The organism is Catellatospora coxensis (assembly GCF_016862635.1).
Lineage (GTDB): Bacteria > Actinomycetota > Actinomycetes > Mycobacteriales > Micromonosporaceae > Catellatospora > Catellatospora coxensis.
Map to the genome: position 1 here is coordinate 125,544 of NZ_BONI01000015.1, position 9,584 is coordinate 135,127.

At 67.8% G+C, this 9,584-nt stretch carries 8 protein-coding genes, 9 tRNA genes and 1 pseudogene; 4 read left to right on the forward strand and 14 right to left on the reverse strand.

Annotated features, from left to right (window positions below):
- The first annotated feature begins 19 nt into the window (after positions 1-19).
- Complete coding sequence (locus Cco03nite_RS11275; protein ID WP_203692000.1) at positions 20-877, forward strand: PIG-L deacetylase family protein; 858 nt, start codon at positions 20-22, stop codon at positions 875-877.
- Between the two features lie 97 nt (positions 878-974).
- Here the strand turns inward: Cco03nite_RS11275 and Cco03nite_RS11280 are convergent, their stop codons facing one another.
- From Cco03nite_RS11280 to Cco03nite_RS11330, 11 genes are all read right to left on the reverse strand, one after another.
- Positions 975-1,922, reverse strand: coding sequence for a threonine/serine dehydratase (locus Cco03nite_RS11280; protein WP_203692001.1), 948 nt, complete (start codon positions 1,920-1,922; stop codon positions 975-977).
- 51 nt (positions 1,923-1,973) lie between these two features.
- Positions 1,974-2,047 (reverse strand) — tRNA-Cys (locus tag Cco03nite_RS11285).
- A 7-nt stretch (positions 2,048-2,054) separates the two neighbouring features.
- Positions 2,055-2,137 (reverse strand) — tRNA-Tyr (locus Cco03nite_RS11290).
- Positions 2,138-2,155: 18 nt separating this feature from the next.
- Positions 2,156-2,229 (reverse strand) — tRNA-Glu (locus Cco03nite_RS11295).
- A 10-nt stretch (positions 2,230-2,239) separates the two neighbouring features.
- A tRNA-Pro gene (locus Cco03nite_RS11300) sits at positions 2,240-2,316 on the reverse strand.
- A 12-nt stretch (positions 2,317-2,328) separates the two neighbouring features.
- Positions 2,329-2,402: transfer RNA gene (locus Cco03nite_RS11305), tRNA-Arg, on the reverse strand.
- 11 nt (positions 2,403-2,413) lie between these two features.
- Positions 2,414-2,486 (reverse strand) — tRNA-Ala (locus Cco03nite_RS11310).
- A gap of 10 nt (positions 2,487-2,496) precedes the next feature.
- A tRNA-Gln gene (locus Cco03nite_RS11315) sits at positions 2,497-2,567 on the reverse strand.
- A 66-nt stretch (positions 2,568-2,633) separates the two neighbouring features.
- Entirely contained in the window at positions 2,634-3,077 is a 444-nt protein-coding gene (locus tag Cco03nite_RS11320; RefSeq protein WP_203692002.1) for an HNH endonuclease, read from the reverse strand.
- Between the two features lie 32 nt (positions 3,078-3,109).
- A tRNA-Gly gene (locus Cco03nite_RS11325) sits at positions 3,110-3,183 on the reverse strand.
- 17 nt (positions 3,184-3,200) lie between these two features.
- Positions 3,201-3,271 (reverse strand) — tRNA-Glu (locus Cco03nite_RS11330).
- A 530-nt stretch (positions 3,272-3,801) separates the two neighbouring features.
- Between Cco03nite_RS11330 and Cco03nite_RS11335 the strand changes: the two genes are divergently transcribed.
- Positions 3,802-5,298 (forward strand): FAD-binding oxidoreductase, encoded by a 1,497-nt coding sequence (locus Cco03nite_RS11335; protein ID WP_203692003.1) that lies wholly within the window; start codon positions 3,802-3,804, stop codon positions 5,296-5,298.
- 147 nt (positions 5,299-5,445) lie between these two features.
- Here the strand turns inward: Cco03nite_RS11335 and Cco03nite_RS11340 are convergent, their stop codons facing one another.
- Positions 5,446-5,940 (reverse strand): hypothetical protein, encoded by a 495-nt coding sequence (locus Cco03nite_RS11340; protein WP_203692004.1) that lies wholly within the window; start codon positions 5,938-5,940, stop codon positions 5,446-5,448.
- Positions 5,941-6,482: 542 nt separating this feature from the next.
- Here Cco03nite_RS11340 and Cco03nite_RS11345 point away from each other — a divergent pair.
- On the forward strand, positions 6,483-6,818 hold the full coding sequence (locus Cco03nite_RS11345; RefSeq protein ID WP_203692005.1) for a hypothetical protein: 336 nt from the start codon (positions 6,483-6,485) through the stop codon (positions 6,816-6,818).
- Positions 6,819-7,139: 321 nt separating this feature from the next.
- Here Cco03nite_RS11345 and Cco03nite_RS11350 read toward each other — a convergent pair whose 3' ends face one another.
- Together Cco03nite_RS11350 and Cco03nite_RS11355 are read right to left on the reverse strand one after the other, a co-directional pair.
- Complete coding sequence (locus Cco03nite_RS11350) at positions 7,140-8,666, reverse strand: peptide deformylase (protein WP_203692006.1); 1,527 nt, start codon at positions 8,664-8,666, stop codon at positions 7,140-7,142.
- 167 nt (positions 8,667-8,833) lie between these two features.
- The gene (locus Cco03nite_RS11355; protein WP_203692007.1) at positions 8,834-9,199 is read right to left on the reverse strand and encodes a GntR family transcriptional regulator; all 366 of its coding nucleotides are present in this window, start codon (positions 9,197-9,199) and stop codon (positions 8,834-8,836) included.
- 203 nt (positions 9,200-9,402) lie between these two features.
- Between Cco03nite_RS11355 and Cco03nite_RS11360 the strand changes: the two are divergent.
- Positions 9,403-9,584 (forward strand): annotated as a pseudogene (locus Cco03nite_RS11360) (sigma-70 family RNA polymerase sigma factor); the annotation flags it as partial.

A 9,584-nucleotide genomic window follows, 5' to 3' on the forward strand; every position in this document is an offset into this window, starting at 1 on the left:
CCTCGGAACGGAACAGCACATGCGCGTCACCCGGCGAAACAAGATCCTCCTGTCGGCGCTGGCGTGCCTGCTGGTCCTGCCGGTGGTCACGGTCTTCGGCCTCAACCGGTACGTCAACGACACCTCGGTGCCGCTGACCGACAGCCTTTTCCCGGAAAGCGCCCCCAAGCGGCTGCTGGCGATCTTCGCGCACCCCGACGACGAGATCACCGTGGCTGGCTCGCTGCGCCGGATGAGCGAGGAGGCCGACGCCGAGATCACCATCGCGTACCTCACCCGAGGCGAAGCCGCGAACGTGCCCAAGGCCTCGCTGTCCGACCTCGCGCAGCGCCGCACGGTCGAGGCGGACAACGCCGGCAAGGTGCTCGGGGCCGACAACGTCGAGCTGTTCGACTTCCGCGACAGCGGCCTGCCCGCGGCCGACGGCGCCAAGGCGCAGGAGACCATCCTGAACCTGATCGACGAGTACCGGCCCAGCGTCGTGATCAGCTTCGACGACCGGGTCGGCTTCTACGGCCACCCGGATCACGCCCAGGTCGGGGTATGGGTCAAGACCGTGCTGAACACCCGGCGGCACGCGCCCGACTTCCCGGTCCGGCACTTCTACCAGGCCACCCTGCCCGAGTCGATGATCTCGGTGGCGAAGGACCTGTCCCCCACCTTCCGCGACATGTACCCGACCGACCCCGCCCAGGGCCTGCCCGCCCCGACGGTCGCCATGACCATCGACAGCGTGGCGAGCGAGAAACGCGCCGCCCTCGACGCCCACGTCAGCCAGGTCACCGTCCTGCAGGCCGTCCAGCCCGGCTACGACAAGCTCCCCTCCTGGATCTACTTCCGCATCCTCAGCCGCGAATACTTCACCCAGGTCTTCTGACCGCCCGGCTCCCTCGCCTGCCGCAACTCTTAAAAAGTCGCGGCCTCGTGGAGGTTCTGAAGCCGCGAGTTTTTAAGAGTTGCGCAAGGTGGGTGGGTCAGAGGTCGGTGGGGTCGGTGTTGGCGCCGCAGGCGATGACGACGACGCGTTCGCCGGCGGCGGGGCGGTAGGCACCGCCGCTCAGGGCCGCGAGCGCGGCGGCGGCCCCGTGTTCGAGCACGATGCGGCGGTCGGCCCAGAGCGCGCGGCGGGCGGCCACGATGTCGTCGTCGCTGACCAGCACGCTGTGCACCGCCTCGCGCACCGCGACCGCGTACCCGATGTCCCCGATGCGGCGCGCGCCCAGCGAGTCGGCCGCGACGCCGGACACCGCGACGTCCACCGGCCCGCCCGCCGCGAACGCGGCGTGCAGGCTCGGCGCACGTTCGGGCTCGACGGCGACGACCCGGGCCCGTCCGGCCAGCGCGGCGGCAACCCCGGCCATCAGGCCGCCGCCGCCCACCGCGACCAGCACGGTGTCGAACCCGCCGGGAATGTCGGCCAGCAGCTCCAGCCCGATCGTCCCGGCCCCGGCGGCCATCTCCACCTGGTCGTACGCGTGGCAGTACACCGCGCCCGCATCCGCGGCATGCTTCACGGCGGCCTCGTACGCCATCGCGTACTCGGTGCCGTGCTGCTCCACCCGCGCGCCGAGACCGCGCAGCTTGTCGACCTTGAACGCCGGAGCGGTCGCCGGCACGAAGACCGTCGCAGGCACCCCGCAGGCCCGGGCCGCGTACGCGACAGCCAGCCCCGCGTTGCCGCCCGACGCGGCGACGACGCCCACCGCCGGGTCCAGCTCGCCGGCCTGCTGCGCCGAGAGCACCCGGTTGAGCGCACCCCGTGCCTTGAAACTGCCGGTGTGCTGCATGTACTCGCACTTGAGCCAGGTCGTGCCGAACAGCCCGCCCGGCTCGATCGCCGCCAGCGGCGTACGCCGGAAGCGCCCGGCGATGCGCGCGGCCGCGGCGGCCACGTCGGCTTCGGTGATCGTGGTCGGTGCCATCTGCGCACCCTAACCGAGCAGCGACAACCCACAGCGGATGGCGTCGTGAAGAGGCCTCGCCGGGAGTCGAACCCGAGGTCATCCGTTTTGCAGACGGAGCGCCCCACCCGGGACGTCACGAAGCCGAGAACGTGCGGATGGGGAGATTCGAACTCCCTGAGCACAAGGCACCCGGGTTACAGCCGGGCCCGACTCTCCATCGTCGGCGCATCCGCGTGGTGTTGCTTTTCGAGCAGCGCGGACGGGATTCGAACCCGCAACACTCCCGCTTGAAAGGCGGGTGACTCTTCCGTTCGTCCACCGCGCCGTGGACCTGCTGGTCGGGATGGCCGGACTCGAACCGACGACCTCTGCACCCCCAGTGCAGCGCGCTACCAAGCTGCGCCACATCCCGTTCTTCACTGCGTGCCCTGAGCAGGATTCGAACCTGCAACCCCCGGCTTCGTAGACCGGTGCGCTGTCCAGTTGCGCCATCAGGGCGGGTGGAACCGTGGACCCAGCCGGAGTCGAACCGGCCGCCTCCGCTTTGCAAGAGCGGCGCTCTACCAGATGAGCTATAGGCCCGTGTACAACGCTCGCGGGCAAGGATTCGAACCTCGATTCCCTGATCCAGAATCAGGTGTCCTGCCGTTGGACGACCCGCGAAAGAGACTGCGGGACCCCCATCCCGCAGCCCGGAGCCGCGGGGCCCCGTGGTCCCCGCGACTCGTGTCAGCGCCTGGCCAGCACCGTCCAGGACGGTGCCGACGGGGTGTACCGCAGCGGCATCCGCGCCTCGGCGGGCGTGCGGTCACCCTTGCGCTGATTGCAGCCGCCGCAGGCGGCCACCGTGTTGAGCCAGGTGTTGCGTCCGCCCCGCGAACTGGGCATGACATGGTCGATGGTGTATGCCGGACCGCCGCAGTAGGCGCACCGGTGCTGGTCACGGGCGAGCACGCCGCGCCGCGACCAGGCCGGCCCGCCGTGGTAGCGCCAGCGCGTCACCACGTAGCTGACCAGGCGCACCACCTTCGGGATCGGCCATACGCCGATGGCTTGATCGGGCTCCGCCTCGTGCACCACCGCGACCTGCCGCCACAGCATGCGCAGGGCGTGACGCAGGCTGACCCGGTGGAGCGGGCCGAGATCGGCGTTGAGGACGAGTACTGCGTTCATCGGGTCACCTCCTGGAATGCTGTGATGGGGAATGGAGCGGTAGCCGGGAGTCGAACCCGGGTCTCTGCCATGGCGAGGCAGCGCACTGCCGTTGTGCGACAACCGCGAGCTTCTTTCCTTGCGTAGTCGATGCGGGGCTCGAACCCGCTTTCCCGCGTCGAGAGCGCGGAGGCCTACCCATAGCCGAATCGACCGCTGCGCCGCGAATGCGACGCGCTTTCTCTTACGCCATCCACTGTGGAGTTCTCAAGGTGCGACACCACCGGCCAGAGCCGGGGCTTCGTGCTGTCTTCGCTGCTCACAGGTGCCGGATAACAAGAACGCCGCCCGCTTCCGAGTCCGGAGGCGGGCGGCGTCAGCCGCTTGTCATGGCGCGTCAGCAGCGCCATCCGCCTCGTCCGGGGACGAGTTCCCAGCCATAACCGGCACCGCGTCGGGCGGCGGCGGGCATGGCGCACTCGACGCACGGCGTCAGCCGCTGCATCGCGTTCGAGTAGGCGCTCATGTCTGTCTCCGGTCCGTTTCCTGCGGTGTCGTTCTTGGTGTGGGCATACCGTATTGGCCGCCGCGCCGGCGAGGCAACCTCATTTTCCGCGGCTTGTGTGTACGCAGTTCATGCCCCATTCCGGCCCATGGCGGCCTGAGTACCTGACCGTTCACCCGCCTGTGCGCGGCAACTCCCGGCGGTAGAAAGAAACCGGTTCTCATACCCGGAGGTGGCGGCATGGCACGGTGGCGTCCTACCCGGCGGCAGGTGCTCACCCACGGTGCCACCGCAGCCGGGGCGCTGACCCTGGGCAGCGCCGCCACCCTCGCGGTGAGCGACTGGGCCGCAGAGGGGGCGATCCCTGCCGGACCCCCGCCGGGCGCCCTGCTCGACGACGCCAGCCGGATCAACCCGACCGCGGTCCGCGGCGTCCTCTACGCGTCCCCGGCCCCTGACGAGACGGCCCGGGTGGTCGGCCCGCTGCTGCGCCGGATCGCCGCCGGGGACGACCCCGCCCTGGCCGTCGCGGGTGTACGCCACTCGATGGGCGGGCAGAGCATGCTGGCCGGCGGCTGGGTGCTCGACACCCGGCCGATGAACCAGATCTCCCTGGACAGCACGGCCCGGGTGGTACGCGTCGGGGCGGGCGCCACCTGGCGCGACCTGATTCCGGTGCTCAACGCCGACGGGTTCTCACCGAAGGTCATGCAGTCGAACCACGACTTCTCCGTCGGCGGCTCGCTCAGCGTCAACTGCCACGGCTGGCACACCGGCCACCCGCCCATCGCGAGCACGGTACGCGGGCTGCGCCTGCTCACCGCCGCCGGCGAGGTCGTCAGCTGCGGGCCGGCCGAGAACGCCGAGCTGTTCGGGCTGGTGCTGGGCGGCTACGGGATGTTCGGCGTGATCCTCGAAGCCGACCTGGAGATGTGGCCGAACGCCCGCTACGTCCCGCACTTCGACAGCGTGCCCGCGCTGGACTACGTCGAGGAGTTCACCCGGCTCGTGTCGGCCCCGGGCTCGACCGCCGAGATGGCGTACGGGCGGCTGTCCGTCGATCCGCGCAGTTTCCTGGAAGAGGCGGTCATCGTCCGGTTCACGCCCGAGGCGGGCACCGTCGGCACCGTGCTGCCGCTGGCCGGGCCGGACGCCTCGTCGCTGCAGCGGGCCGTGTTCCGCAACTCCGCCGGCAGCAGCCTCGGCAAGATGCTGCGCTGGACCCTGGAACGCGAAGCCGCTCCCTGGCTGGCCGGGCCGCTCAGCCGCAACAGCATCCAGAACCAGCCCGCCGCCGTGTTCGCCGACCACTCCGAGCAGACGTCCGACATCCTCCACGAGTACTTCGTGCCGCACGCGACGCTGGCCAAGTTCATCACCGCCGCCCGCGAGATCATCCAGCGCTCGGGGCAGGAACTGCTCAACGTGACGGTTCGCGACGTGCGCCGGGACACCCGCAGCATGCTCGCGTACGCCCGGGAGGACGTGTTCGGGCTGGTGATGAACTTCCGGCAGGAACGCACCGCGCAGGCCGACGCCCGGATGCGCGATCTGACCCGCGAGCTGATCGACGCGGTGCTGGACGTGAACGGGACCTTCTACCTGCCGTACCGGCTGCACGCCACCCGTGAGCAGGTGCGCCGCGCCTACCCGGGCTGGGACGCCGCGATGGCCGCCAAATCCCGGATCGATCCCCTTCCCGTCTTCCGCAACGCCCTCTTCGACACGTACGCCTGACCCGCCGGCACAGACCACGACGGGCCTGGCTCCCGAGGCAGCCGGCCACGTCGTGAGATGCGGTACCGGGAAGTGGCTGCTGCCGTGGTGCATCCCCCGCCATGCCGGCCGTACTGCACCGGCACCGCCGATCGGAGCACCGTGACCTCAGGCGAAATGAACGACCAGCCGCACGCCTTCGTCGCCGAACCTTCCCGCAAGCGCTTTCATCACGGCGAACACATGTTCCCATCCGCTACCGGGTCCGATCACCTCGGCGCGGCTGGGAGCGCCATACGTCAGCACGGGCCCGGACGCCTCGCGCCGACCACGGGTCTCGACCGGTGGTCGCACCGCCATGTCGAGATCGCTGAGTTCGGCCCAGTTCACCCAGGTCAGTCCATGGATATCGCTCGGCTCGAACGACGCGACCCGCTCGCGCAACTCTGTGCTCGCGTCGGCCGGCATACCCCGGTCTTCGGCCACCGGTATCCATCCCTGGTGGTTGCGCACGCCGAACAGGCAGCCGAACGCAGCGTAGCTCTGATCGGTGAGCAGCGGGAACAGGTCCATCGCCACGGTCCATGGCTCTTCGTCCGACCAGTAGTCCTGGTCAGCGAACGGATACCGGACCTCGATGCAACCGTGAATGTCCGTGGTCACCGGGCGCATCCTGCCAGCGCCGGCCGGGGCACGCCAGGCATATCGGTGCGAGAAGCCGGGCCGGAAAATGCTCTAGGCTGCACCGCCGACTGCTCAACAGCCTGCGATACAGCCTAGTTTCGCTGGTGGAGCCTAGGAGAATCGAACTCCTAACCCCCGCCTTGCAAACTTGGCGCACATAGTCGGCCAGTGTCATCTAAGGCCGTTTGCCTGCGCCAACTGTCTGTCCACGTCGGTCGAAGAGTTGCCCTGTCAGATCGCTTGGCTTTACAGATGGCTTTACGCCAAGCGGCGTAGCGAAGCGGAGCCGCGCAGGTAATGAGCCGCCGCAGGCGGCCTTATTTCCCTCCCCTGCGCCAGACCCCACGGCGGGCCGGGCTTGCTACGGCGGGCTCGCATCCAGCCCGTGCCATGGGTAGACAGGTGCACCGAGGCTGTCTACTCAAATCAGACATTCAAGCTGTGAGTGTGTCTATAACGCACACACATGCTGAACATGAACTTTACTTGACAAAGGCCCCAGAGCACCTACCATGATCTTCGTGACTGTTGACAGCGCCGAGGAGCGCACAAAGAAGAAGATCGTTGAGTGCCACGCCACCGACGAGAACACCGAGAAGTTGACCATCCGCATCGGGGAGCCGATGACGGGCCAGCGGACAAAGACGCGCGGTCGTGGCCGCGCCGCCCGGGAGTACACCGAACGGCACACCTACTGCACCGTGAAGGCGGTGGCGGGCGGTCTCGGCGGCGTGACCGTCGTGTTCGACGCGCCGCTCGGGCAAATCTGCTCCGGGTTCGAGAACCCCACGCTGCTCGACTACGTCGAGAGCGTGCGGTACGAGGATGGCACCGTGGAGTACAAGAACCACTGGTGACGTAAACGCCCTCGCCGCACCAGGACGCTGACACCGACCTGGTACGAGCGAGGGCTACACGCTGAGGGTACGGGAGAGGCAGCAGGCACGCCGCCTCTCCCGCTACTTCGTCACTGGCCGACGCGTCGCCTGAGGCCCGGAGCGACGCCTACCCGGCGCGCCTGCAATCTAGACTCTCGCCTCGACACGACCCACCGCGCCGCGATCTGACGTGACGGCACTCGCCATGCGGTTCACTCCGGGCGCATGCCCTGCCTATTGCGACACAGGGATCTTGGCTTAGCGTCGCTCTCAGCGGGCCACGATGTTCGCGAAGGCCGCTCACGTCGTCGCCGGGTAACCCCAACGCTGCCCGGTGCCCCGGTACTGAGAGACCGAAATCGGCTCAACACCTGGCTTCATTCGAGAGCGGTAGAGCATGCCCACCAGGTGATCCACTTCGTGACCCACTTGGCGCGCGACTCCATCCGAGAACTCCGTGATGAGCCTGTTCCCTTCGATGTCCTGGTGCTCGACCTCGATCACAGTCGGCCGAGGCACCATGCCGCGCACGTCGAAGAAGCTCAGGCAGCCTTCGTACTGCTCGTCTGCCGTCATGGACTCGGCAATGACCCGTGGGTTCAGCAGTGTGATCAGGTGGCCCTCGGGAGTACGAACGACCGCGGCGGCCCGGCCGATGCCGATCTGCGGTGCCGCAATGCCCACACCCTTGGCGAAATTGTGGACCTGGGCAACGCGCTCCATCCGTGACACGAGCTCGGTCACGACACGCCGGGCGTCGTCCGCCTCAGCGGGGAGGTCGAACGGCCGGGCCGTCTCCTGGAGGATGCTCTCGCCCTCCTGGACGATGCCGAGTGCCCGCATCTTGTCGCTTGGCGTCATGTCGTCCATCTCTGCCGCGCCTCCTGGCACGCTCGGGTTCTTGAACTTCCACTCAACTCGAAACCGGCCGTGGAGGGGCGGCTCGTCCGTAGCCCACCGGTAGGTGACCGTGTCCCCCGCCTCCTCTCGCGCAAACGGCGTGCGGAACGGGGAAGCCTCAGCGGTCATGGAGGTCTGCATACCCCAGACCACCGGTTGACGCTCCGCCGGCAGAACGACGGCAAGGCTCAGCCTGCGTGTGGGCAGCCGGATTGCACGCTGCCACCAGGGACCCCACTTCGACTCCTCCACGGTGTACGCGTACTCAATCCACGTTTTCTCGCCCTGGTAGAGCGGGAACCTACCGTCCTCGTTCTCGAAGAGGAGCCACACCTCCTTGAACGCGTCACGGTCATGCATGACGCGCCGCGCCATCGGCTCATCTCCGCAAAACGCAGCGAGGTTGATCTCCTCCCACGTCAGCGGGTTCTGCCGGTAGAGGCGGTTGGAGCGCTCAGGGTCACCGGGGTGACGGTCCACCGCTATCCGGATGAGGTAGCTCGTCACCGGTTCCGTGCCGACGTTGTGGAGCAGTCTGCGCACGTAGGTGCGAACCATGCCGTCCCTGAAGCTCAGCTCGGAATCCTCGTGCTCCACCACCAACGATGACCCTGGCGCGGGCTGCTGGTCGAGGCCGCCCCCGTCGTGCGAGCGCGTATCGGCCCCGATGCCAGCATCTGCCAACTCCCGCCAACGTCGGAACAGGGCGCGCCCGGCGCGAAGGTGCTGATCGGCCTTCTCTGCGAACTCCCTGCTGGGGATCAATGCGCCGCTCTCCACCTTGGAGATGTACGACGAGTCATAGCCGACCAGTGGTGCAAGCGCCTTCTGCGAATAGCTGGACACCGCCCGCCAGTGCTTCAACTCGGCAATGAACGCTCTGACCAGCTCGTCCTGCGCCGGTGTACGGCCCGAATCGTCGCTCACGTGAGCGCCCCTCCCCATATGAATGGACTGATTCGAGGTTGATCGACGGTCAACCTGTTGTCCACCCCAAAGGCGGGGGTTATCTATGTGCATGACAACACAGCACCGAACGACCAGGGCGCTTTCCCCGGCGCAGCGACGCGCCGTCGTAGAGCGGCTGGATTGGTTTAGCTCCGAGGTGTCCGCACTGGAGCGTCGGCTTGTTCGAGTCGAGCAAGCCGCGCGTCAAGCTGCCGGACAGCCTCCGCCAGCGCATCAAGGCGTCCGATGATCTCGTCATCGTCGTTTGATGCCACGCCGGGCGCTGCCCGATCCCGAACGAAGACGCCCTTGCCCTGCTGACCGACTACGAGACCCTCCCGGCGCAGCTCGGCCAGCGCGTCACGCACAACGGTGCTCGACACGGAGTACAACTCCTTGAGCTGTGCCATCGACGGTAGTTGAGCGCCAGCAGGAAGTGACCCACTGCTGATCTGGTTACGAATATCGGCCGCTACCTGCTGAAACGCCGGGGTTCCCGACACGAGCGCCATGCTCTCACCCTCCTTAGCGCACTAAGTAGAGCACAAATCTCAGGCAGGACGCACATAGCACTTGACGCACATAGTGCGCCATGTGCATGATGTTCCTACGTCAGCCGACACCGGCCGACAACCAACGGCAAAGGCCCCGGCGGGGCTCCACCCCCGCCGAGGCCTGACATCCAAGTCCCCTCTGCCAGGAAGGACCTTGAACGATGTACGACAAGCGTAGCTCTACCCTGCCCAAAAACGGGCAGCGGCTGTCTGATCTGGTCGATATGTCGGTGCGGGAACTGGTGGCGCTGGCGCAGTCCGGCGACCTGGAGGCGTTCGACCCGCTGTACCGGCGGTACGCGCCGGAGGTGCTGCGGTACGCGGTCCGCAAGGCCGACGGGAA

Excerpts from the sequence above, each read along its gene's own strand:
- Cco03nite_RS11275 (WP_203692000.1), top strand. The coding sequence starts at position 20 with ATGCGCGTCACCCGGCGAAACAAGATCCTCCTGTCGGCGCTGGCGTGC.
- Cco03nite_RS11335 (WP_203692003.1), top strand. The coding sequence starts at position 3,802 with ATGGCACGGTGGCGTCCTACCCGGCGGCAGGTGCTCACCCACGGTGCC.
- Cco03nite_RS11320 (WP_203692002.1), bottom strand. The coding sequence starts at position 3,077 with ATGAACGCAGTACTCGTCCTCAACGCCGATCTCGGCCCGCTCCACCGG.
- Cco03nite_RS11355 (WP_203692007.1), bottom strand. The coding sequence starts at position 9,199 with ATGGCGCTCGTGTCGGGAACCCCGGCGTTTCAGCAGGTAGCGGCCGAT.
- Cco03nite_RS11280 (WP_203692001.1), bottom strand. The coding sequence starts at position 1,922 with ATGGCACCGACCACGATCACCGAAGCCGACGTGGCCGCCGCGGCCGCG.